Annotated in this window: 22 protein-coding genes and 1 pseudogene; 10 read left to right on the top strand and 13 right to left on the bottom strand. The window is 67.1% G+C overall.

Annotation, left to right across the window (positions count from 1 at the left end; translation table 11 throughout):
* Positions 1-286 (bottom strand): transposase (locus tag P3H15_RS48650; protein WP_276143906.1); only part of this gene is annotated, 286 nt, incomplete at its 3' end.
* Between the two features lie 200 nt (positions 287-486).
* On the bottom strand, positions 487-1,026 hold the full coding sequence (locus P3H15_RS48645) for a Dps family protein (protein WP_072946232.1): 540 nt from the start codon (positions 1,024-1,026) through the stop codon (positions 487-489).
* Between the two features lie 526 nt (positions 1,027-1,552).
* Here P3H15_RS48645 and P3H15_RS48640 point away from each other — a divergent pair.
* From P3H15_RS48640 to P3H15_RS48625, 4 genes are all read left to right on the top strand, one after another.
* On the top strand, positions 1,553-1,756 hold the full coding sequence (locus P3H15_RS48640) for a cold-shock protein (protein WP_276143905.1): 204 nt from the start codon (positions 1,553-1,555) through the stop codon (positions 1,754-1,756).
* Positions 1,757-1,903: 147 nt separating this feature from the next.
* On the top strand, positions 1,904-2,335 hold the full coding sequence (locus P3H15_RS48635; protein ID WP_276143904.1) for an ATP-binding protein: 432 nt from the start codon (positions 1,904-1,906) through the stop codon (positions 2,333-2,335).
* Positions 2,335-3,132 carry a SigB/SigF/SigG family RNA polymerase sigma factor gene (locus tag P3H15_RS48630; protein ID WP_276143903.1) on the top strand — a complete coding sequence of 266 codons (798 nt, stop codon included), beginning with the start codon at positions 2,335-2,337 and terminating at the stop codon, positions 3,130-3,132. Before P3H15_RS48635 ends, P3H15_RS48630 begins: the two co-directional genes overlap by 1 nt.
* A gap of 178 nt (positions 3,133-3,310) precedes the next feature.
* Positions 3,311-4,081: a GAF and ANTAR domain-containing protein gene (locus P3H15_RS48625; RefSeq protein WP_276143902.1), complete on the top strand. Its 771-nt coding sequence runs from the start codon at positions 3,311-3,313 to the stop codon at positions 4,079-4,081.
* Between the two features lie 15 nt (positions 4,082-4,096).
* Here P3H15_RS48625 and P3H15_RS48620 read toward each other — a convergent pair whose 3' ends face one another.
* The 3 genes from P3H15_RS48620 to P3H15_RS48610 form a co-directional block, all read right to left on the bottom strand.
* A complete protein-coding gene (locus P3H15_RS48620) occupies positions 4,097-5,539 on the bottom strand; it encodes a trehalose-6-phosphate synthase (RefSeq protein WP_276143901.1) in 1,443 nt (480 codons plus the stop codon).
* Positions 5,536-5,991: an STAS domain-containing protein gene (locus tag P3H15_RS48615; RefSeq protein WP_276143900.1), complete on the bottom strand. Its 456-nt coding sequence runs from the start codon at positions 5,989-5,991 to the stop codon at positions 5,536-5,538. The genes P3H15_RS48620 and P3H15_RS48615 overlap by 4 nt, the downstream gene beginning before the upstream one ends.
* Before the next feature lie 218 nt (positions 5,992-6,209).
* Positions 6,210-6,428 (bottom strand): CDGSH iron-sulfur domain-containing protein, encoded by a 219-nt coding sequence (locus tag P3H15_RS48610; RefSeq protein ID WP_276143899.1) that lies wholly within the window; start codon positions 6,426-6,428, stop codon positions 6,210-6,212.
* On the opposite strand from P3H15_RS48610, the gene P3H15_RS48605 reads away from it, so the two are divergent.
* The gene (locus P3H15_RS48605; protein ID WP_276143898.1) at positions 6,429-7,499 is read left to right on the top strand and encodes an iron-containing redox enzyme family protein; all 1,071 of its coding nucleotides are present in this window, start codon (positions 6,429-6,431) and stop codon (positions 7,497-7,499) included.
* A gap of 3 nt (positions 7,500-7,502) precedes the next feature.
* Here the strand turns inward: P3H15_RS48605 and P3H15_RS48600 are convergent, their stop codons facing one another.
* The 3 genes from P3H15_RS48600 to P3H15_RS48590 all read right to left on the bottom strand — a co-directional run bounded on the left by P3H15_RS48600 (position 7,503) and on the right by P3H15_RS48590 (position 10,621).
* Complete coding sequence (locus P3H15_RS48600; protein WP_276143897.1) at positions 7,503-8,888, bottom strand: wax ester/triacylglycerol synthase family O-acyltransferase; 1,386 nt, start codon at positions 8,886-8,888, stop codon at positions 7,503-7,505.
* Between the two features lie 120 nt (positions 8,889-9,008).
* Positions 9,009-10,175: an AI-2E family transporter gene (locus P3H15_RS48595; protein WP_276143896.1), complete on the bottom strand. Its 1,167-nt coding sequence runs from the start codon at positions 10,173-10,175 to the stop codon at positions 9,009-9,011.
* Positions 10,172-10,621: a DUF6292 family protein gene (locus P3H15_RS48590; protein WP_095864346.1), complete on the bottom strand. Its 450-nt coding sequence runs from the start codon at positions 10,619-10,621 to the stop codon at positions 10,172-10,174. Before P3H15_RS48590 ends, P3H15_RS48595 begins: the two co-directional genes overlap by 4 nt.
* 116 nt (positions 10,622-10,737) lie before the next feature.
* Between P3H15_RS48590 and P3H15_RS48585 the strand changes: the two genes are divergently transcribed.
* Both P3H15_RS48585 and P3H15_RS48580 read left to right on the top strand, forming a co-directional pair.
* Positions 10,738-11,448 (top strand): enoyl-CoA hydratase/isomerase family protein, encoded by a 711-nt coding sequence (locus tag P3H15_RS48585; protein ID WP_276143895.1) that lies wholly within the window; start codon positions 10,738-10,740, stop codon positions 11,446-11,448.
* 108 nt (positions 11,449-11,556) lie between these two features.
* Positions 11,557-11,973 (top strand): cupredoxin domain-containing protein, encoded by a 417-nt coding sequence (locus tag P3H15_RS48580; protein WP_276143894.1) that lies wholly within the window; start codon positions 11,557-11,559, stop codon positions 11,971-11,973.
* Positions 11,974-11,979: 6 nt separating this feature from the next.
* On the opposite strand, the gene P3H15_RS48575 is transcribed toward P3H15_RS48580, so the two are convergent.
* On the bottom strand, positions 11,980-12,432 hold the full coding sequence (locus tag P3H15_RS48575; RefSeq protein WP_276143893.1) for a nitroreductase family deazaflavin-dependent oxidoreductase: 453 nt from the start codon (positions 12,430-12,432) through the stop codon (positions 11,980-11,982).
* A gap of 196 nt (positions 12,433-12,628) precedes the next feature.
* Here P3H15_RS48575 and P3H15_RS48570 point away from each other — a divergent pair, with 196 nt between their 5' ends.
* Both P3H15_RS48570 and P3H15_RS48565 read left to right on the top strand, forming a co-directional pair.
* Positions 12,629-13,093, top strand: coding sequence for a GyrI-like domain-containing protein (locus P3H15_RS48570; protein WP_276143892.1), 465 nt, complete (start codon positions 12,629-12,631; stop codon positions 13,091-13,093).
* Between the two features lie 35 nt (positions 13,094-13,128).
* On the top strand, positions 13,129-13,758 hold the full coding sequence (locus P3H15_RS48565; protein WP_276143891.1) for a hypothetical protein: 630 nt from the start codon (positions 13,129-13,131) through the stop codon (positions 13,756-13,758).
* A gap of 120 nt (positions 13,759-13,878) precedes the next feature.
* On the opposite strand, the gene otsB is transcribed toward P3H15_RS48565, so the two are convergent.
* Positions 13,879-17,808 carry a trehalose-phosphatase gene (gene otsB / locus P3H15_RS48560; protein ID WP_276143890.1) on the bottom strand — a complete coding sequence of 1,310 codons (3,930 nt, stop codon included), beginning with the start codon at positions 17,806-17,808 and terminating at the stop codon, positions 13,879-13,881.
* A 683-nt stretch (positions 17,809-18,491) separates the two neighbouring features.
* Positions 18,492-19,472: a magnesium transporter gene (locus P3H15_RS48555; protein ID WP_276143889.1), complete on the bottom strand. Its 981-nt coding sequence runs from the start codon at positions 19,470-19,472 to the stop codon at positions 18,492-18,494.
* Between the two features lie 441 nt (positions 19,473-19,913).
* Here P3H15_RS48555 and P3H15_RS55950 point away from each other — a divergent pair.
* A pseudogene (locus P3H15_RS55950) lies at positions 19,914-20,000 on the top strand (hypothetical protein); the annotation flags it as partial.
* A gap of 611 nt (positions 20,001-20,611) precedes the next feature.
* On the opposite strand, the gene P3H15_RS48550 reads toward P3H15_RS55950, so the two are convergent.
* Positions 20,612-21,130 (bottom strand): flavodoxin domain-containing protein, encoded by a 519-nt coding sequence (locus P3H15_RS48550; RefSeq protein WP_276143888.1) that lies wholly within the window; start codon positions 21,128-21,130, stop codon positions 20,612-20,614.
* A 170-nt stretch (positions 21,131-21,300) separates the two neighbouring features.
* Positions 21,301-21,489: a hypothetical protein gene (locus P3H15_RS48545; RefSeq protein WP_276143887.1), complete on the bottom strand. Its 189-nt coding sequence runs from the start codon at positions 21,487-21,489 to the stop codon at positions 21,301-21,303.
* Positions 21,490-21,604 lie beyond the last annotated feature (115 nt).

The raw sequence follows: 21,604 nt of genomic DNA, 5'->3' as shown, positions 1-21,604 counted from the left end.
AATCCACCGACACCGCCCAATCCAGGTCGCCACCGGCATCGGCCATCGCGGCCAGAGCCATGAGTACCCGATCCCACGTTCCATCCCCCGCGTAGCGTCGATGCCGTTTCCACACCGTCTTCCAGGGGCCGAAATGCGCAGGTAGATCCCGCCACGGGAGCCCGGTACGCAGCCGGTAGAGCATCCCCTCCACCACGAGCCGGCTGTTCTGGAACTTCCGCCCCCGCAGCCCATCCGAACTGGGCAACAGCAGCGCGAGCAACTCCCACTGCTTGTCCGTCAACACCTCAAACCGATCAACACCGTGTGCCACAGCGAAGAGTCTGCAGCACAACACCCCAAATCATTGGGAGACACGCCCTAGCACGTATCAGTCCTTTCAGGGGAGAGTGTCATCCGGCGGTCGCCGGTGTCAGTCGGAGAGGGGACGCCCGTTGCGGGCCGGTAGGGTTCCGGCCTTTGGTGGTGGGGGAGGTCGGTCCGTGCTCAGCGCGCTTGCGAGGCGGCCTGCTTCTCGGAGTGCGCACCGTTGGTGGAGAGGCTGCCGCCGGAGTTCTCGAGGTGGGCGCGCACGAACCACTGGAACTTCTCGAGTTCGCCGGTCTGACCGATGAGGAGGTCCTCGGTGATCGGGTCGAGTTCGCCCGTTTCGGCGATCGCCTTGCGGTTGTCCTCGACGACGCCGCTGTACACGAGGTCGAGGGCACCGAGGTGTGCCTGCGCCGTGTCGCGGTGCACCGAGTAGTCGTCCCACGTGCGGTCGCGGGTGATGGCGGCCGGTGTGCCGTCGGGCGACTTCCCCAGGGCGGCGATGCGCTCGGCGACCGCGTCTGCGTAGCCGCGCACCAACTCGACCTGCGGGTCGATCATCTCGTGCACGCCGATGAAGTTCGGACCCACCACATTCCAGTGAATGTGCTTGAGCGTCAGATGAAGATCGTTGTATGCGCTGAGCCGCTTCTGCAGGATGTCGGCGACTTGCGCTCCCTGATCGTCGGAAAGACCTGGCACGGTGAACTTCGACATTCTCGGTCCTCTCTTTCGCTTACTGACTGCCTGCGGAACCCCGGGGCGTGGATGCCCCGTTCGGTCGCCTGCGAGCCGGGGCGGTGCCTGGTGGACTCACCGCATACCCGTGACGGAAGGTCTCGAATCACGGGCCCTGACCTGGCCGGCGACTTCTGTTCGTGTCGTCGAGTGTTCTCGACTCGATCGCTGAAGTTCCGACGATTCGACCGTACTACAAAATCTATGTCTGGCAAATCAGATCTTCTGTGGCGTCTGACGAGGATGTGTTGTGCCGGTCAGATCTCGATTGTGCAAACGCTCAGCCCGAACCGCCCCGTACTCGAAAGAGACCCACTATTTTCGGGTTGATTCGGCCAGGGGGTCGAAAGTGCGCATGCCGAGGAGGAGCAATGCTCAACGTGGCTCTGCTTGTGGTTCTACTCGTTGCGAGCCTGGGCGGCGGCGCCGCGCTCCGCGGCCTGGCCGATCGGAGGGCGGCACGATGAGCGCCGGCGACACAATGCCTGCCCGCCCGTCGACGGACCTGCAGACCGGCACGGTACGATGGTTCAACACCGAACAGGGTTTCGGGTTCCTCGCCCCGGCCGACGGATCCGACGACGTCTTCGTCCACGTCTCCGAGATCGCCGGAGACGGCCACCGCATCCTCGTGGACGGGCAGCGCGTCAGCTTCACCGTCTGCCGCACCGACACCGGCAACCAGGCACGCGACGTCCGGATTGCCTGAGACCCACCGAGTCGGGTTCGTCGAATCACACGTCAGGGACACATTCGGGACACGTTCGCACTTTCGTTCGCCGGCGGGTTGAGGGCCGCGGCAGCTGGGTACGCTGCCGAGAGTCGCAGAAACCGACGACACAGACGTGGAGTGCAGATGGCCGAGGTCGACGAGGTTAGACGAATGAAAACGAGATCCGGTGTGCCCGTGGAACTTCGTGTGGCGGCGGAGTTCGAACAATTGCCTGTGGTCCGCGCCGTGGCGGAAACGCTCGCCGTTCTGGGAGACTTCACGCTCGACGACGTCGCCGATATCAAACTCGCCGTGGACGAGGTGTGTTCGGAACTGATCGCGGCGGCGCCGGGAGGTGCCGAACTGACGTGCTCGTTCGCGGTGACGGAAACCGGGTTGCACGTGACCATCAGTGCCCCCCTCGTTCGACGCGGGGTGCCCAACCGGGAGAGTTTCGGTTGGCACGTGCTCGAGACGTTGATGAATGCGGTGTCGGTGTCGGAGGGACCCGTCGGAAACGGGTCCGTCGAGCGGACCGTGGCGGTGGAACTGGTCAAATACCGGGGCACCAACTAGTGTCACCGGTTTCGGAACGCAGCGAACAGCGCCGTCCCGGCAGAGACGACTACAAGGACGTGGCGCCCGCGGTGGCGCGCCTGCGAACCCTGGAGGAGGCGTCGGGGGAGGCGTCCGCGCTACGCGACGAGATCATCACACGTTGCCTTCCGCTGGCCGATCACATCGCCCGCCGGTTCGGCGGTCGCGGCGAGGCACACGAGGACCTGCTGCAGGTCGCCCGGCTCGGGCTGGTGAAGGCGGTCGACCGCTTCGATCCGGACCGCGGCTTCGACTTCGTGTCCTATGCGGTGCCCACGATCATGGGTGAGGTTCGCCGGTACTTCCGCGACACCGGCTGGTCGATGCGGGTGCCCCGGCGCATGCAGGAACTCCACGCGTTGATCGCCAAGGCCGTCGACGAGCTGTCGCAGGAACTGGGGCGGTCACCGTCGGCCAGTGAGATCGCCGCCGAACTCGAACTCGACGTCCGGGAAGTGTCCGAGGGCCTGCTCGCGAAGAACGCCTACCAAACCTTGTCGATGGATGCGGCCATGGGAGATGACCCCGACGACCTTCCCCTCGCCGAGACACTCGGCGAGGAGGACCCGGAGCTGGCGAACGTGGAAAGTCACGCCTCGGTGCGGCCGGCGCTGGAGAATCTTCCGCCGCTCGAACGGCGAGTACTGATGTTGCGCTTCTTCGGATCTATGACCCAGACGGAAATCGCCCAGCGCGTGGGCGTCTCACAGATGCAGGTCTCGCGGATCCTGGCACGCACCCTGTCCGCGCTGCGGGAGCAGTTGGGCGGCGGCTGAGCGGACCGTATCGGCTCGTCCGAACCGCTTCCGGTGAACCGGCCGCGCCCGGCGACGGGATCGGTGGACGAAGTCGGTTCCCGGGTCGAGTAAAGTCTTCTCGACGGTAGAGACAACTGCTGCGTTCGTTCAGTGGGTGTCCTGTCGGTTACACCCGGAATCCGAGGTGTATCCGAGAATGGCCGAGACTGCGGGTGAGCGCCCTGAGTCGATGTCCCCTGATCTCGACGGGGCGACGATCGCTGTCCAATTGGGCTCCTTGGCAACCGTGTTGGACGAGTTCAATCGAAACTCCGGCTCACAGGTGGAGATGGGCCTGCTGCTGCAACGGGTCTGCGAGCAGGTGGTGGACGCGATCGCCGGCGCCGACATGGCCGGAATTTCGTTGCTGCGCGACGGACACGTGGAGACCGTCGCCTTCACGGACCAGGCGGTCCGGCAGATCGACATCGAGAACTTCCAGGCGATAGACGGCGACTATTTCGGTGTCGCGGGCACACGAAAGGTCGTCAAGGCGAGGCTCGGGGAGGCCGCGACACGGTGGCCGTCCCTCGCCGACAACCTCGACCAGGCCGGCATGCGCAGTTTCCTGTCCGCGCCGCTCGCCGTCGACGAGGCCCTCGCCGGGACCCTCAACATCTACGGGCAGGGCGATCACGGTTTCAGTGAACTCGACGCCGTGGTGCTCCTCGTCTACACCACGGCGATCGAGGGGTTGCTCAGGAGCGTACGCAGCGTGGAGTTGGCCAGGAACGAAGTGACGGGCCTCACGCGGGCCATGAAGAGCCGCGCCGTCATCGAGCAGGCCAAGGGGATCGTGATGGCGCTGCGGGGTGTGTCCGCGGACCAGGCGTTCGAGATTCTCGTCGCGCAGTCGCAGCAGGAGCACGTGAAGTTGGCGGAGGTGGCGCGCCGAATCGTCGAATCGGTGACGACGAATCCGGAGTGAGGCCTGTGACGGTGATCAGTCGGTGGTGACCGGGGCCAGCGCGCCGAGGAAGGACTGCGCCCACCGGTGCACGTCGTGGTCGAGCACCTGCCGGTGCAGCCGCGACATACGGCGCCGTCCTTGGTCCCGCTCCTGGCCGAGTGCGGCCACGATCGTGTTCTTCACGCCGTCGAGGTCGTGCGGGTTCACCAGGTAGGCGCCCCGGAGTTCGGCGGCGGCACCCGCGAATTCGCTGAGCACCAGTGCCCCGCCCAGATCGGCCCGGCAGGCGACGTATTCCTTCGCCACGAGATTCATTCCGTCGCGCATCGGGGTGACGAGCATGACGTCGGCGGCGAGGAACAGCGCGATCAGCTCGCTGCGATCGACCGGCTGGTAGAGGTAGTGCACCACCGGACGGCCGATCTGCCCGTGATCGCCGTTGATGTGGCTGACCTGCTCCTCGATGGAACTGCGCATCTTCATGTAGTGGTCGACGCGTTCACGGCTCGGGGTGGCGAGCTGCACCATCACGGTGTCGGAGGGGTCGAGGCGACCCTCGTCGAGCAGTTCGCCGAGCGCCGACAGGCGCAGGTCGATGCCCTTCGTGTAGTCGAGCCGGTCGACGCCGAGGAGGATCTTCCGAGGGTTCCCGAGCTCCCGGCGGATCTCCGCGGCCCGTTCGACGACGGCAGGGTCGGCGGCCTGTTCGACGAGTTGCCGGGAGTCGACGGAGATGGGGAACGCACCGACCTGGACGACACGGTCGTCGAGCGTCACCCGGCCGAGCGCGCCGCGCACGCCGACGCCTGCCGTGGTGGCGTCGAATCCGAGTAGCCTGCGGGCCAGGAACAGGAAGTTGTGGGCACCCCCGGGCAGATGGAAGCCGATGAGGTCGGCCCCGAGAAGCCCCTCCACGATCTCCTTCCGCCACGGCAGCTGCATGAACAGCTCGACCGGCGGGAACGGGATGTGCAGAAAGAATCCGATGGTCAGATCGGGGCGCATCTCCCGGAGCAGGCGCGGCGCCAGCTGGAGTTGATAGTCCTGCACCCACACGGTGGCGCCCTCGGCCGCGGTGCGCGCGGTCTCCTCGGCGAAGTGGCGATTCACCTCCAGGTAGGTGTGCCACCAATCCCGGTCGAAGACCGGGGCCACCAGCACGTCGTGGTACAGCGGCCACAGCGTCGCGTTCGAGAAGCCCTCGTAGTACCGCGACACCTCGTCCGAACTCAACTCCACCGGGTACAGATCGATCCCACCCGAGACGATCGGTTCGACCTTCGTGTCGGGCACCCCCGGCCAGCCCACCCAGGAACCGCGCTCCCGGTCGAGCAGGATCGGCTCCAGGGCGGTGACGAGACCTCCGGGGCTGCGCTTCCAGCGTGTCGTTCCGTCGTCGAGCGTCTCCATGTCCACCGGCAGCCGGTTGGCGACCACCACGAAGTCGGACGTGCCGTGCGGAGCGGAATCGGTCACGCCGAGCGCCCACCCCGCTCCATTCCACCGGCGACCAGCCGGAACGCGTCCTCGAGCTCGGCGCAGAACGGGATGACCGCCGCCATGTTCATCGCTGTCAACGGCCTGCGGAGAGCGTTGTTCCCGGTGACCGCCCACGGCACGGTGAGCCGGTGCGCGCGGGCGGACATGATCTCCAGAATCGGCAGCGCCGACGCACACAGAAACTGGACGTCGGAGAGATCGAGCACGAACGGCAGCCGATCGTCGATCGCTTCCTCGAGATGAGTCCCGAACGACGGGAGAGTGGTGACGTCGATGTCGCCGGAGATCCGGACGACCAGGATCCCGCCGGCGCCCGGCGTGCTGTCGACGGCGAGCCGCCCGTGTTCCGGCTCGGCCGCCCAGCTGAACAGCGGCGTATTCGCGGCGGGGTCGTAGGGCGTCGGAGGCGCACTGAGAACGGTTTTCATGTCGTTTCCTCACGGTCGAGCGACGAAGGAGACAGGCAGGGAGAGAGGCGCGGGAACCGTGCCCGTCCATTGCGGCTGGGGGCTCAACCGTGCAGGTCTCCGACGTTACCTCATTCTGCCGACGGTGGCAGGAGGCTTTTCGGCATCAGATTGCCGCCGCACTCCGCCGTTTCTGTTTTCGACTGCACCACAGCGTTTCTCGTCAGGAAGCGGCGGCTCTATGTGCGGCGCCGGCGCTTCTTGTGCGAACTGTCGCAGAACGGGGCGATGCTCGTCCGCCCGCACCGGCACAGCGCCACGGTGGCCCGATCGCCGCCGATCGGGCTACCTTCGGTGTCGAGGATCCGCGCCGCACCACGCACCAGGAGTGGGCCGTCGGGGCAGACGATGATGGTCACATCGGATTCGCCGGCTCCGGATGTGGGAATGGAGTTCATATGACCACCTTGCACTCTCGGTCGGCGTCGGGCACGGTGCCGCAACCGGGAACGTCCATGCCCTGTCCGGCGCCGCGCGGTCCCGTCAGCAGCCTCCTGTTCCCCATTCTGCGCGGAGACGCCGCCGATACCGAGCCGTTCGTGGTGGCGGCGCGCGCTCTCGCCGCGACGGAACGGAGCGACCCGCGTGCGTTCCTGTTCGACGAGGACGCGCAGATCTGCCTGACTGCCCTGTACGAACTGCACCTGCAGGGGATCGCCGGGGTCGACGACCGGTGGGAGTGGGACAGCGACCTGATCGCCGCCCGGTCGGCGCTGGAGGTGCCGTTCGACGCCGCGATCGGCGCGCTCGCGGATCCGCCGACGGGCGTCGACGACGTGGTGGCGGCGTTGTGGGAGATGACCGCACCCAGCACCGCGCCGGGACTGTCCGGGCACATGGCCCACGACGCGAATCTCACCCAGTTCCGGGAACTGCTGATCCACCGCTCCCTCAACCAGCTGCGCGAGGCGGACGTGCACACGCTCGGCATTCCGCGGCTCGCGGGCGCACCGAAGGCGGCGCTGGTGGAGGTGCAGTCCGACGAATACGGCGGCGGCAGACCCGACCGCATGCACTCGGCGTTGTTCGCGACGACGATGCGCGAACTCGGACTGTCCGACGCGTACGCGCACTACGTCGACGCGGTGCCCGCCGTGACGCTGGCGTCGCTGAACGCGCTGTCCCTGTTCGGCCTCCACCGCAGTCGTCTCGGCGCCCTGGTGGGGCACCTGTGCGCGGTGGAGACCACGTCCGCGTTGCCGAGCAAGAAGTACGCCGCCGGACTGCGCCGGCTCGGGTTCGGGACGGCCGCCACCCGGTTCTTCGACGAGCACGTGGAAGCCGACTCCGTGCACGAACAGATCGTCTGCCGGGACCTCGCCGGCGGGTTCGTCGCCGCCCGGCCCGCGGCGGCCGACGACGTCCTATTGGGCGCCGCGGCGTGTCTCGCGTTCGACGACCTGGTCGGCGACCACGTCACCCGGTGCTGGGAACGCAATCGCACGTCCCTGCGGCAACCGGCCGGGTAGCGGTCAGGTGCCGGACGCGGCGACCGCGTTCTCCAAATCGGTCAGCGAGGTCTCCAGGTGCGTGATGATCCGCTGGAGGTGCGGGACGGCGTGCCGATCGCCGACGACGCCGACGTCGAGCTGACCGGACCGGCTGGTGAGGGTGATGCTCAGCGCCTGACCCCCGAGGACCGTCGGCGCCGGGTACACCGCGTCCAGGCGGGCGCCGTTCCAGTACCGCGGCCGCGACGGGCCCGGCATGTAGGAGATCATGACGTTGAACGGCGGGGGAGTGTCGTCGACGAACCGGCGGACCGGTTCGAGCAGGATCGGGCTGATCGCCAGTGCGCTCATCACCTGGAACTGGGTGTGGCTCAGCGCACCGAACACACGATTGGTGTGCTCGACCGACTCGCTGATGCGGGCGAGGCGGGCGGCCGGGTCCGCTTCGTCGGTGGCCAGACCGACGACCATCGCGCCGACCCCGTGGTCGCGGCCGCGCGGTCCGATCATGGTGCCGCCGAGGTCGAGCGGGACCGGCAGCATCGCCGTCAACGGCGCTTCGGGCAGTGCGTACTGCTCGACGAGATAGTGACGTAGCGCCCCCGAGCACATCGCGAGCACCACCGCGTTGATCGTGGTGCGGGCGGCGGCGGCCACCGACACCAGACGCCGGATCGGCCACGACCGCGCCGCGAGTTTCCGGGCCCGGCCGACGGGGACGTTGAGCATGGTGGGCGGCGACTGCAGGGGAAGCGTCAGATGCTGGTCGCGGACACCGTCGTACGCGACCTTCGCGAGCGCGGGCAGCACCCCAACGATGCTGGTGGCGGCCCGCACCCCGGCCCGGACCGCAGCGACGGGCAGCGCGGATTCGCGCCGCGACGTGCCGGACACCCCGGGCGTCCACGGTGCGGGGCAGTCGCGGGCGTCGGGGTCGGTCGACAGGGCGTGGTGGAGGAGTCGCAGCCCCGCCGGTCCGTCCATCAGCGACAGGTGGATCTTCGAGAACACGGCCGTCCGCCCGTCGGCGAGCCCCTCGATGACGTGGATCTCCCACATCGGGTGTTGCGGATCGAGCGGCATGCCGTGCATCTGGGACACCAGCGACAGCAGGTCCTCCATGCGGCCCCGCCCCGGCACCGCCGTGTGCCGCACGTGGTAGCCGAGGTCGATGTGGTCGTCGAACGACCACCACGGGTAACTGGCGCCCCGGAGGGGGCGGACGGCGCGCCGGCGGAACGTGTCGGACGCACCCTCCTGCGAGATCAGCGCCTCGTACATGACCCGGGCGTGATCGGGTCCCGATTCGCGCGGCGGTTCGAACAGTTCGAGCGCACCCATGTGCATGGGGTGCGAGGGTGTTTCGAACAGCACGAACATAGCCTCGGTGGGACTCATCACCGACATGCAGCGCCTCTTTCTCATGCTCGGGACACGACCCCGAGCATGCCCCGGCGCATCCCACGTCTCCAGGGTAAGCAGAACATGGAAACTTCTTCCACAGGGCCGTTTTCGCGCCGCGCCTGCTCAACGCCGGTCGAGCTGCGGAAACACCGTCTCGCGGGCGAGGAGCAGGACGGCGGCGGCGACGGGAATCGCGAGCAGCGCCCCGACGATGCCCAGCAGTGCCCCGCCGATCAGGACTGCGACGACGGTGACCATCGGGGGTACCTTGACGGTTCTGCCGATGATGCGGGGAACGAGGAGATAGTCCTCGAACAGGCGGAGGGCGATGAAGAAGACGATGGTCGCCAGCGACACCGGCAGCGACACGGTCAGGGCGACCAGGGCCACCACGACACCGGCGAGGGTGGAACCGACCACCGGAATCAGATCCAGCACGGCGACGAGAATGGCCAGCAACAGCGGGTAGGGGACGTCGAAGGCGACCAGCCACACGAACGTGAGCACGGCGGTGATCAGCGAGATCAGGAGGTTGCCGAGCACGTAGCCGCCGACCTTCGCGAAGATTTCGTCACCGATCAGAATCGTGCGCGGTCGCCGCGAGTTCGGGGCCAGGCGGTACAGGGAGGCCCGGATGTGCCCGAAGTCGGCGAGGAAGTACGCGGTGAGTACGACCACGATCACCATGCCGCTGATGGCGCTGAACACGAACTTGCCCGCGCCGACGATCCCGCCGAGCACCACCGGCACATTGCCCGCATCGAGCGCCCGGCGCAGTTCGTCCTGCAGATGGAAGCGGGTGCTCAGTTCCTCCAGCACCGGGTAACGCTGCTCGAGGTGGCCCAGGTAGTCGGGGGCGTTGTGGACGAGAGCGCCGCCCTGCGTCACCATCGGCGGGATCGCCGCGGCGAGGAAACCGGCCAGTATCGCGAACGCGATGACGAAAACCGTTGTGACGGCTGCCCATCGGGGAAATCCGTGCCGCACCAGCCAGGACACGGCCGGTTCGAGACCGATCGCGAGGAAGGCGGCGACGGCGATGAGTACCAGCACCCCGCGGGCGGCGAGAACGACCTCGATCAGCGCGTACGTGACGGCGACACCGGCGGCCCCGGCCATGCCGATGAAGAACGGAGACCGGCGGTCGAACCGCGGGCCGGGTTTGCCCAGCGGATGCGCCGCCGTGCTGATGCGCGCCGCGCCCTGCTCCGCGGCGACGATCGGCCGCTCCTGCGCGGAGGAATGCGGTTGGGCCACGTTGTCGTCGTGCCCCCCGCCGCCACCGGTCACGGTCGTTTGACGACTCTGTCCCGCCGTCCGCCACCGGCGGCGGCGTTACCGATGCGGGGACAGCGATCCGCGGCAGCCGGTACGGCGGGGCCGGGACCGTGCGCGCCCGGCAGTGCCGGTGTGGAGCGGCAGTAGTCGTCGATCAACTCCACCGCACGCTCCGCGCACACGGCGGGCGATGGCATCCGGCCGAGGCCGAGGCCGTCGATCACGATGACACTGCGGCGGCCCAGTCCTTCGACGCCGAGTGACCAGCCGAAGGTCCGGTTCCACGCCAGCACCGCGTTGCGACCGGGCAGATAGTGCAACCGGAACGGCAGCACGAGGACGGCGTCGAATCCGTCGCAGTCCCACCAGTCGATGGAATCGGCGTGAACGCTCCTGGCCACCGTGTGGATGTAGTCCCGAACGGTGCGGGTGTCGGCAATGCCTGTTCCGCTCTTCATCGTCCACCGCCTCAGCTGTTTGACGATCGACATACCCGGCCCCGCAACAGTTGAAACTTCACCCACTGGTGGTGCTCGAGGGGCGCAGCGCGCCGGTCTGCGGGTAGCCTCGCCGCATGCCGTACTTGGAACGCTCGGGTGATGTGTTCGTCCTGTACTTCGGGGAGGAAGGGGAACGGGACAGCGAGAACGCCTTCCACCCGGACTGGATCGCGAGTGTCGACGGTCTCCTCGATCGTGTCGAGCAGCACGACGGCCCCGCCGCGCTGGTGACGACCGCGGTCGGAAAGTTCTACTCCACCGGTCTCGACACCGCCTGGGTCCTCGCCAACACCGACAAGCTGAACTCCTACATCGACCGTGTGCAGGCCCTGTTCGCGCGGATTCTCACCTTCCCACTGCCCACCGTGGCCGCGCTGACCGGACACACCTTCGGCGGCGGCGCCATCCTCGCGGCCGCCCACGACCACCGGGTGATGCGGGAGGACCGCGGCTACTTCTGCCTGCCGGGGATCACCATCGGGGCGAGCTACGCGCCCGGCAGCATCGCGCTGCTCGCAGCCCGCCTGCCCGCGCGGGCGGTGCACACCGCCCTGGTGACCGGACAGCGGTACGGCGGCATCGCGGCGAAGGAGCTCGGATTCGTCGACGAGGTCGCCTCCGAGCAGCAGGTGCTCGCCGACGCCGTCGCACACGCGCAGGTGCTCGTCGCGACGCGCGGACGCACGCTCGGTGAAATCAAGTCCTCCCTGTACTCCGGCGCCGTCGCCTCGCTCCGCACCCCGGTCGCGAACCTCGAGACGCAGGAGGCGTTGAACGGCGGCTGACGAGTCACCACGCGAGTCGAGGGGTGTCTTCCGGGAAAACGGGTACTACTCCCGCGAGGAACGGGGCGTCGGGCATCCGTTCCCATCGGCACCCCGGAGGCGACCACCATGAAACGCGTACTGACACTTGTCCTGTCGATCCTACTGGCCGCCTTCGCGCTGGTCGCGTGCGGAAACGGCAGCGACGACTCGTCCGCTTCCTCCGAATCGGAGCAAGGCGGGGACCACATGATGACCGACATGCCGTCGATGTCGATGCCGATGTCCATGCCTGCGGGTGCACGGGAGATCGTGATCAGCGACTTCAAGTACACGCTGCCCGGCACGTTCGCGCCGGGAGAGCAGGTCACCGTCCGCAACGACGACACCGCCGAACACACCGTGACCGCAGACACCGGCGACCTGTTCGACGTGGAGGTCGAACCGGGCGCGACCGCGACGTTCACGGTGCCCGGGCAGCCGGGCACTTTCGCCTTCCACTGCACCTACCACCCGAACATGGTGGGGACGCTCGAAGTTCGGTGACCCCCGTCAGTCCAGCGGCTCGATGCGGAACACCTCGCACCGGTCGGCCGCGGCCGCGAACGCCTCCGGAGAGGAGTTCGCGACCGTCCCTGCTTTCAGGAACATGGTGACCCCGTGCGGCACCCGGATCGGGAACTCGCGGAGGATCCGGGCCCGCTCCGACACCGGCAACGGGATCAGCCGAACACGCTCGCGGTGGCGCCCGCGGGTCAGTTCCCCGCGCCCGGCCGCCCGGGCGTTCTGCGCCCAATCCGATTCGGTGTACCCGGCGACGACGTAGGTGTGGCCGTCCACCTCGTACGGCGAGACCGGCGTCGACCGCGGCACCCCCGTCTTCCGGCCCGGGACGGTGAGCGCCGGCATCGGCATCGGCACCCCCAGCCGGTGCAGGCCCACGATCACCCTGTTGACGTGGGCGAGATACCACGGCGGCAACACTCTCCCGGTCCGGCGCACCATGTGTTCGACTATTCCGAACCCGCCGCTGCCGTGGCAACCACCACGAGCACATGTTCCCAGCCAGGCAACTCGGCCCAGGCGTGTCGAGCAGCCCGGACACGGGCGAGGAGGCGGTCACAGGACTCGATGCCCAAGGACCGGCCACGGGGGACCTTCGGCCCTGCCCTCGCCGACGAAGCAGCGAGATGGTGGAACCATGGGCTACGAAGTCGAACTGGTCGAAGTCGACGCAACCCCGGCGGCCGTGGTCCGGGGCCACGTCGACTGGGACCGCCTCGGCCACTTTCTCGGGCCCGCATTCGGTGAGGTGGTCGCGGTCGCCGACAAACAGGGACGGCGCATCTCCGGGGCCCCGTTCGTGCGGTACCGCGAGTCTGCGGACGGACAGTGCGATATCGAAGCCGGATTCCCCCTCAGCGGACGCATCACCGCCCGCGGACAGGTCCAACCGACGGCACTGCCGGGCGGCACCGTCGCCACCACAGTCCACGTGGGCGACTACCGAGGAGTGTGCGCCGCCTACGACGCGGCCGCGCACTGGATCTCCGCCCACGGCTACACCGTCTCCGGTGACCCCTGGGAGTGCTACCTCGACGGTCCCCGGACTGCGGCACCCCACACGGAAGTGTTCATCCCCTGCTGCGACCGCAACGAGCGCTGACCGCCGCCGCACAGACCATCCGACGAGGACGAACGATGACAACCCGCGAACCTGCACCGCATTCACTCACCCCGAGCGCCGCGGCCGATGCCGAACCTCGACCACTGCCGCTGAGGGTGGCCGCCCCGCGACTCGCCCGCTGCGCCGCACGAACGGCATACCTGCTCGCGCGCCGCCGCCTGCACCAACCAACCCGAAACAAGGGCCGGCAGATGACCTTCGCCGACGGCACCACCGGCACCGTCTACCGGGAAACCGTTGCGGACGGTGCCCCTCTCGCCGACCCGGTAGTCCTCGTCGTGTCCTTTCGGCTGCGCGGAGTCCACGGCCGTGGCCACGCCCTCTTCCGTGCGGAAAGCTTGCTCAACACGCCCCTGTTCGCCGGATTCCCCGGCTTCGTCTCCAAGCTGTGGCTGACGGCAGACGAAGACGAGAGATACCGGGGGTTCTATCAGTGGGACGGAGCCCGGGCCGCCGACGACTACGTGAGCGCGCTGTGGTGGCCCCTGGCCCTGGTGAGCCACCGCGCTTCGATCCGATACCGCGTGCTGCCCGGCCCACGACGCGACGAGGTCCTCGCAGACTCCGCCGCACCCGACGCGAGCACCCACCCCACCCGCGGGCCCTGGTGGCGACTGGTCCGAACGGGAAGTCGATCGCGATGACCCCACACGGTGGCGGGCACTCCACGCCCGCGTGATCGAGGTCGAATGAGACACGAACCTCCACTCCGCCCGCACCGCCGTGGCCGTCGAGTGGTTGGAGATGATCGGCGCACTACCCCACTAGCCCAGACTGACGGTACAGCCCGGCCGTAGTTCGACGACCCGGTCAGGGCACACGATCTCGATCGGTCGCTGATTTCCGGCGCCGGCGCTCACCTCGACCTGCCTCCCGCTGACCTTCAACCACAGCTGGTGTCCACGGTACGAGATCGGAAACACGAGCGCGCCCATCGTCTCCGGCCACTGTGGGCCGAGAACCAGTCGATCGCCGCGTGTTTCGAGGCCGGTGAAACACCGCTGGAGTAGGTCGATGCTGCCTGCCATGGCAGCCAGGTGAATGCCCTCCGCGGTCGTACCGCCCTGGATGTCCGCGATATCGGAAGCGAGCACCCTCTCGAAGTAGTCCATCGCCTTGTCGCGGTTGGCGCGGGCCAGTACCCACGAATGCACGACCGCGCTCAAGGTGGAGCCGTGCGAGGTTCGGGCGAGATAGTAGTCGATGGTCCGCGGGATGGCGTCCGGTTCGAATCGATACTCGAGGAGCCCGAACAGATCCCGCAGTTCGTCGGCGGAGAGGAGGTAGAACAACATCAGCACATCGGCCTGCTTGGAGGCCCGGTACCGGTTGACGTCGTCGCCCTCGGCCTCGAGTATGCGGTCGAGCCGCTGGATGTCGCCGTACCGCTCCCGGTAGCGGTCCCAGTCGAGTTCGGTCAGATCGCCGTAGCCCTCGAATTGGCTGATCACCTGATCGTGGAAGGGAACGAACATGCGGCGGCTGATGTCCGACCACCGGGCAATCTCCTGCGCGTCCAGGTGGAGGCTGTCGACGAGGTCTGCCCGGTTCGGGGCCGGAACGGCATCGAGTGCTTCGATGGCGCGCAGAATCACCCACACCGCCATGACATTGGTGTATGCGTTGTTGTCGACGCCGTCGTAGGGTGCGTCGGGATAGCCGGAATGGAATTCGTCCGGTCCGACGACGCCGCGGATGATGTACCGGGACCGCGCTCGATCGTACGATGCCAGGCTGGCGAAGAATCGGGCGATCTCCACCAGCATCTCGGCGCCGAAATCCCCGAGGAACTCCAGGTCACCGGTGACCTGGTAGTACTGCCACACGTTGTACGCGATCGCGATGCCGATGTGGTGTTGCCGCCAGCTGGGGTCGGGCAACCAGCGCCCGGATCGAGGATTGAGGTGCAGTTGCTGGCTTTCCTCACGCCCGTCGCTGCCCGACTGCCACGGGAACATCGCACCCCGGTACCCGGCGGCGCTCGCCGCGCGTCGGGCCTCGGGAAGACGACGGTACCGGTAGTGCAGCAGCGACCGGGTCAGGGCAGGCACTCGCAGATTCAAGACGGGGAAGACGAAGAGTTCGTCCCAGAAAATGTGGCCCCGGTACGCCTCGCCGTGCAAGCCACGAGCCGGGACACCCGCGTCCAGGTCTGCGGTGTTCCGGGAAACCGTCTGCAGCAGGTGCAGTAGGTGGAACCGCACGATCCGCGATGCGTCCTCGTGGCCGGCGAGGCCGATTCCGACTCGGTCCCACAGGTGCTCCCACGCCAGCACGTGACCGTCGAGCAGTTCGTCGAATCTGCCCAACCCGGGCAGCCAGCGGGTAGCTTCGTCGCCGGGGTCGGAGATCGCGTGATCGCGCCCGGTGAACAGGGTCACCGTCTTCTCCATCGTGACTGGGCGCCCCGTCGCGATGTCGACGGTGATGTCGTGTCCGGTTCTTCCGTCGCGATCGAAGAACCGGTAGTGGCTGTTGCAGGGCTTACCGTCGAACCACACCGTGGTCCGTGCCGCCATCGCCACCGGGATGCGGGAGCGGTTCGTCTGCACGGTCAGTAGGACCGCATCGGGCGGCAGTTCGGCGGCGTGCACTCGTTCGAGGTGGTCGCTGGCGAGGTCGCGATACCTGTCGACGAGGGTGTTCCGCACCGAACCGTCGAGAGCCGAACGGAATTCGACCGTGCCGGACCAGTCTTCGGCCACGATCGTCGTCTGGAGCGCACAGACGTGGGGGAGATGCATTGCGACGAAACGGCGTTGGACGACCGAGGTCATCCGCCCGTCCCGATCGCGGTACCGCAACCTGCGGGTGAGCACCGACCGGCGGAGGTCGAGATATTGGCGGTAGTCGAGCAATTCGACCGCATCGAGATCGAACCACGGCCCGCCGTCGATGCGGAACGTCGTCGTCAGCCAGTTCGGCACGTTCACCAGGCTTTCGTTCACCAGGGCCGTGCCCGAACGCTCCTCACTCAAACGGTTGTAGACGCCCGCGACGTAGGTGCCCGGATAGTGGCCGGGTCCGGCGGGAGCTTCGGGTGCACAGCCGCGCGTGGCGAAGAATCCGTTACCCACCGTGCAGATAGCCTCGCGAAGCTTCTCGGTCGTGGGGGAGTAGCCGTCGAAGAAGAGGATCCATCCCCCGGCCCGCGATGCGTCCGCCGGGTCTCGGTCGAGCAGATCCGCCAGTCGCTCGAGCAGTTCCCGAACCTCTATCGGGGCGTTCACCGCGAACTGCGCCGCGGATCGCCGATCTGCGGCCTCCCGGCTCCGGACCACAATGCCCACCCCCTCGGCCGACACCGCGTCGAACGCGTCCTCGTCCGTCAGGTCGTCGCCGATGTAGATCGGCAGCGCCGAACCCGCATCGACGACGTGCTCGAGTATCCACTGCAATGCCCGGCCCTTGTCCCACTCGACGTCGGGGCGCAGTTCGATCACCTTCCGACCACCGGTGACCCGGAGCGCCTCTTCCCGGCCTCCGACGTCGTACACCGCCGCTGCGACTTCGTCGACGTGCTCGGCAGGCACGTTCCGGTAGTGAACCGCGACGGTGAACCGCTTGCGTTCGACGAGAACACCCGGAATGTGCCGCAGACGCTCCACCAGGACCGGGGCCACCCGGTCGAGCACAGGAACGGCGGCGAGCGCGCCGGGATTCTCGTACCTCTGGCCCGCGGGTCCGGCGAGTTCGAAACCGTGGCTGCCCGCGTACCAGATCCCGGACATGCCGACCCGTTTCCGGACATCCGCGAGGTCACGGCCGCTGATCACGGCGACGGGACATTCGGCGGCCAATCGGGACAGTGCGGCCGCCGCTCCGTCGACGAGGGCCGCGGCGGCCGGATCGGGCACGATGTCCGCCAGTGTGCCGTCGAAATCGAGAAAGACCGCCGGCCTGCGCACGCGCAGGAGCGCGGTGAGCTCGTGACGGGAGGTCATCGCGTCGGGAATCTCGGAGAGCCGGCGATCGCACGCGCGGAGTTCGACCTCGGACGGGTTCCCGACCACCACGTCGGCGCCCCGACTTCGCAACACATCGGTCCGTTCCGACCGGCCGACGGCGACCACCAGAGCGAACCCGGCTCGGCTCGCGTCCGCTACAGATTCCTCGCAGGCGGTGACCACCACCGCACTCGCGAGCGGTGCACCGAGCTGGGCCGCGGCGTTCCGCGGAGCGGCCTCGTCGACCCCGATCGGAAACAGGTCATCGATTCCCACGGCGGCGAGCACGTCCTTCACATCGTCATCCGCCGAGAACACCGCAGTCCTGACCCCGAGACCCTGCAACCGGCGCACCAGAGCCACAGTCGATTCGACGCACGGCGCACCGTCACGCGCGATGCGCGCCCGGAAGTGTTGCCTTACGCGCGCGCACAGTCCTTCAACGGTATGTTCATCCGCCGCCGCGCCGCGCACCCCCCGCGAAAGGGATACGCCGCGGGATGTCAAGAAGTCGGTGGTTCCCGCCGCTGTCCTCCGCCCCTCGAAGAACCGGTGGTAGTCGCGGTCGCGGAACGGGCCGCGGTCCACACCGCCCTCGCCTGCGCGCCGGGACAGGAAGGCGTCGAGAACGTCAGCGCATGCTGCGGTTCTCGCCGCCTCGGTGTCGACGACCACGTCGAGATCGAAGACGACCGCGCCGTGGTGACGCAGATCGATCAGCGGCCGGGTCACGGTCTCAGCCTCCATCGGACGCGAGCATGTTCGCCTGTTTTCCATTGACACCAGCGTTGGGCACAACGACCGTCGAACGGGGGTCACGCGAGAAGAATAGGAGACCGGTCGCGGCGCTTCCCACGTCGTGCGGACAGTACCCCTCGATTCGACCCCACCATCGTCTCCTTGCACTAGGGTCCACAGTCCTCGAACACGCCGACCGACAACCGAGACCCCGAGTGGTGATCCGTGGCGGGAATGCGGAGGTTGTCATGGTCACCGATCACGACGCCCCACGACGCGCCGATATCGAGGATGACGAAACCGCCGACTCTGTCGAGAAGTGGGCCGAGCGATCGATCGTTGCGATCCGACCGGAAACAGCGTGAACTGACCTAATCCAACCCCAGACGCCACCAGCGGGTGAGCGATGCGTCATTTTCGATCATCACGGCCTCCCTGAGTTGTCTCACTTGTCGTGTCGTGCCCGGCTGATCGCGGCCATGGGGCCAGAGGTGAGCAACCGCTGGGCGACACTCAGGGACTTGCGTCACATTTGCCACACGTTGTCGAGCACATCGTTCCCCACCGGCAGACGACGAGGCATCTGCTCTCGCGTGCCATTCGTTCAGGCCGTGCGGCGTCAGATGTTCAGATACATTCACAGGCTCAGCGGCCCCGGTGGAGGCGAGACACCCGATACTCCGAACCGCCGGTTAGGCCACCAGTGCGACAACCGCGGTGAAATAGATCATGATCGACAGCAGATCCTGTATCACCGTCGCGAGGGGACCGGAGCCGAAGGCCGGATCCTTCCCGAGTCGGTGCAAAAGCCACGGCAGTGCCATGGCCACAACCGTGGCGATGGCACTCGCGGCGAACACCGCGATGGCGACCGCGGCAGCGAGCATGGCGTCACCGGACATCACACTCACGACAGGCAGCATCACGATCGCCAGGAAAGCGCCGACCGACAGTCCCGTCAGCGCTTCGCGCCGGAGGATACGACGGATCCCGATACCTACCGACAACCCGCGGATCGCCACGGTTTCGGTTTGGGTGCCCACCGCATCGGCAAGGTAGACGATTCCCGGAACGAAGTACGCAACAGCGACATTCGATTCCAGCGTCGATTCGAACCCGGCCATCATCCCAGCTGACACCATCGCGCCCACCAGGCCCACGAGCAACCATGGAAGCCGGTGCCATAACCGCCGTCGCACGGTTTCCACGGTGGTTCGGCGGGTCGACTCGACCGAATGCAGGAAGCCGCCCAGTCGAGCGAGGTCCTCTTCATGTTCCTGCCGGAGAACGGCGAGCAACTGTTGTGGCGCGATGAGACCGTGAAACTGGCCGTCGACACCGACGACGGCCAACCCGGGCTCGCCATGTTCGACTGCCTGCCACGCCGCCTTCTCCTGATGTGTGTCGGGTGTGACGACCGGCGGCGAGGGGTTCATGACATCTCGCAGTGTGGTTCCCTCCGTAGCACCGAACATGCGCTCGATCACCGCGAGGCCGGCGAGTTGACCGTCGTCGAGAACTGCGATGACGGAGGCACACTCGTATCTCTCGCCTGCCATTCGGACAAGAACCGTCGACACCTTCTCTGCGGGTGCGGCGACAGGAACCCGCGTGCACGCATGCCAGAGCGCGGTCCGCGGCGCGGCCATGAGGTCAACCATCAAATCGGACATAGTCGCGCCTTCCGAACGCTCGAAGCATCGATGCCAACTCGGTACATAGTCGCAGGTCGGCGCGCGAACCCGAGGACTTCTTCGCGTTACCCCTCCAAATCAGCCCGGCGGCGAGGGTGACACAGCTCCAGCGGACACCCCACCGACGCGCGGGGCCACACCGTCGGTCGATGGCATGTTCGGCGCCATGGGGTCGGTCGACTGATGGACGACCCGCGAGCCTTCGGCGACTTCCCTCCACGCGCCGGCCCGTCGGCGGGCGGCTCTTGGCGACCGAGAAACTTCGCCGGCGAGGACTTCGGACTCTGGAGCGAAACCAGATGATCGCCATACGTTCACTACAACCACTGTCCATCCCAGCGCGTTCCTCCCGAGCACCATGCGCTCCGAGGACCCGAGAAACGCCCGGGGACAGCGGCCTGAGCGGTGAAAGGGAAGTCAATGCCCACTGCCGCCCCGATGGAGATGATCGCCTTCGAACGGCGCTGGTATCGCCACGGAGGTGGACGCGCCGACGCCATCCGAACCGAGTTCGGGCTGCCGCCGGCGATGGTCTTCCGACGCCTCGAGGACTTCCTCGAAACCGATCCGCCCGACACCATCACCCCGTCCGAGGCCTCGGCGATGCTGCGAGTGCCGACGCCGACTCTGGCTCGACAAATGATCCGAATCGAACTTCGCGGATACGTTCCGCCCTCGATCGACCGGGGAGGCTCTGTGACGGCATCGCTCATCGCGCCGAGGCGGGACGTCGTCTGTCGAACACAGTTGGCCGAAGTGCATCGACATCGACACGGGCACGGTCCGGCTTGCAGGACACCTGACCATCCCGAAAGACCCCATCGGGATGGTTGTGTTCGCATACGGCTGCGGCAGCAGCCGACACGGCCCCCGCAACGACTACGTCGCCGACGTCCTGAACCCCGTAGTTCAGCGTCGCGAGGCTGCGTGATCCCTGAAACAGTCCGCAGTCCACCAGAATGCGCCGGTCCGCGAACGTAAATTCCGTGCACGAGGCCGGTTACCGTCTCCGCGGCGCCGTGAGGGTCACGTGAGTCGCCATCGGAGGCTCCTCTGAGGCGGCTTGGTTCTGGCCGAATTCGGCGTACGCGCGCGGGCGCGCACCGGATGCGGTCGCATCACTGATGCTGCGCGAGTACTCGCCCCCACTGTTCGGCCCGCGCCGCTTCGTTGTCCTCGAGATGGGACTCCTTGTCGACGAGGAAACTCTCCGACTCTGCGACGAGATCGAACCCCAAGTGGCGAAGCTTCTTTCCGATACCTTTCGATGCCCTCCCGGTCAACAAGGCGGGTGCATCCGCGCGGGTGTCGAACGCGACTGCCCTGCCATGTGAGGGCGGAAGCGACGAGAGCCATTCTCGAAGACCCTCACTGGTGGCATCCGGCTCGAGCGTCACCGTACTGTCAGGCTTGTGAGCGGTCTCTTCCGCACCGCGGCGCGTCGATTCCCGGCTCATCCCGTGAACGTGCGTCGGGCCGCCGACGATCAACAGGTCGTACGCGGACAGGTCCTCCTCACGTGCCTGCGACACCGGAACAGTTTTCACCGCACCGGCCGTGGCCACTCCACGGGCGATCGCTTCGGCGACGTGACGGGTGTTTCCGAACATCGACTCATAGACGACGAGTGTGCTCATGATCTATTCCTCCTGTAACGAGTGCCCCGTCGGGGCGAATGGATCGACCACAGGTGCAGTCCTCCGAAGGATTCATCCACGACCGTTTCATCCGCTGTAGCCGCCCCGCGGGGGCGCAAAGTACTGTGAAAAACTGTTTTTCGCGCACGGATTCAGATGACAGAGGACAGTCACGACGCGCGTTGATCGTGATCGGCGTCGAACATGACGCGCACCCACCAGTTGGCCAACGGGCTCGGATCGGGCCACGTCACGACGTCCGGTTCGGGCACCGGAACGCAGTGCTGCCTGCCTTCGGCATTCGACGGCGGGATTTGCCTGGCCGTAGGCAGTCGGCGTTCTCTGGGTGCTGGCTTCATGTCGACTCCATCCTGGGAGATGTTCTTTCTCCCATCGAACCCGCCCCGCCCGGCCCCCGACTAGGAGCGTGCTGAATTTTCCGACAGCCGACCGCCGCGTGTCGAGCCGGGTTTT

Source organism: Rhodococcus sp. T2V (assembly GCF_029269925.1).
In the GTDB taxonomy this organism is placed as follows: domain Bacteria; phylum Actinomycetota; class Actinomycetes; order Mycobacteriales; family Mycobacteriaceae; genus Rhodococcus_F; species Rhodococcus_F koreensis.
This window is presented reverse-complemented; position numbering and strand designations above follow the sequence as displayed.

Coding starts and splice junctions, on each gene's coding strand:
- P3H15_RS48645 (WP_072946232.1), bottom strand. CDS start 1,026: ATGTCGAAGTTCACCGTGCCAGGTCTTTCCGACGATCAGGGAGCGCAA.
- P3H15_RS48635 (WP_276143904.1), top strand. CDS start 1,904: ATGGCCGAGGTCGACGAGGTTAGACGAATGAAAACGAGATCCGGTGTG.
- P3H15_RS48625 (WP_276143902.1), top strand. CDS start 3,311: ATGGCCGAGACTGCGGGTGAGCGCCCTGAGTCGATGTCCCCTGATCTC.
- P3H15_RS48615 (WP_276143900.1), bottom strand. CDS start 5,991: ATGAAAACCGTTCTCAGTGCGCCTCCGACGCCCTACGACCCCGCCGCG.
- P3H15_RS48610 (WP_276143899.1), bottom strand. CDS start 6,428: ATGAACTCCATTCCCACATCCGGAGCCGGCGAATCCGATGTGACCATC.
- P3H15_RS48605 (WP_276143898.1), top strand. CDS start 6,429: ATGACCACCTTGCACTCTCGGTCGGCGTCGGGCACGGTGCCGCAACCG.
- P3H15_RS48600 (WP_276143897.1), bottom strand. CDS start 8,888: ATGTCGGTGATGAGTCCCACCGAGGCTATGTTCGTGCTGTTCGAAACA.
- P3H15_RS48590 (WP_095864346.1), bottom strand. CDS start 10,621: ATGAAGAGCGGAACAGGCATTGCCGACACCCGCACCGTTCGGGACTAC.
- P3H15_RS48585 (WP_276143895.1), top strand. CDS start 10,738: ATGCCGTACTTGGAACGCTCGGGTGATGTGTTCGTCCTGTACTTCGGG.
- P3H15_RS48580 (WP_276143894.1), top strand. CDS start 11,557: ATGAAACGCGTACTGACACTTGTCCTGTCGATCCTACTGGCCGCCTTC.
- P3H15_RS48575 (WP_276143893.1), bottom strand. CDS start 12,432: ATGGTGCGCCGGACCGGGAGAGTGTTGCCGCCGTGGTATCTCGCCCAC.
- P3H15_RS48570 (WP_276143892.1), top strand. CDS start 12,629: ATGGGCTACGAAGTCGAACTGGTCGAAGTCGACGCAACCCCGGCGGCC.
- P3H15_RS48565 (WP_276143891.1), top strand. CDS start 13,129: ATGACAACCCGCGAACCTGCACCGCATTCACTCACCCCGAGCGCCGCG.
- otsB (WP_276143890.1), bottom strand. CDS start 17,808: ATGGAGGCTGAGACCGTGACCCGGCCGCTGATCGATCTGCGTCACCAC.
- P3H15_RS48555 (WP_276143889.1), bottom strand. CDS start 19,472: ATGTCCGATTTGATGGTTGACCTCATGGCCGCGCCGCGGACCGCGCTC.
- P3H15_RS48550 (WP_276143888.1), bottom strand. CDS start 21,130: ATGAGCACACTCGTCGTCTATGAGTCGATGTTCGGAAACACCCGTCAC.
- P3H15_RS48545 (WP_276143887.1), bottom strand. CDS start 21,489: ATGAAGCCAGCACCCAGAGAACGCCGACTGCCTACGGCCAGGCAAATC.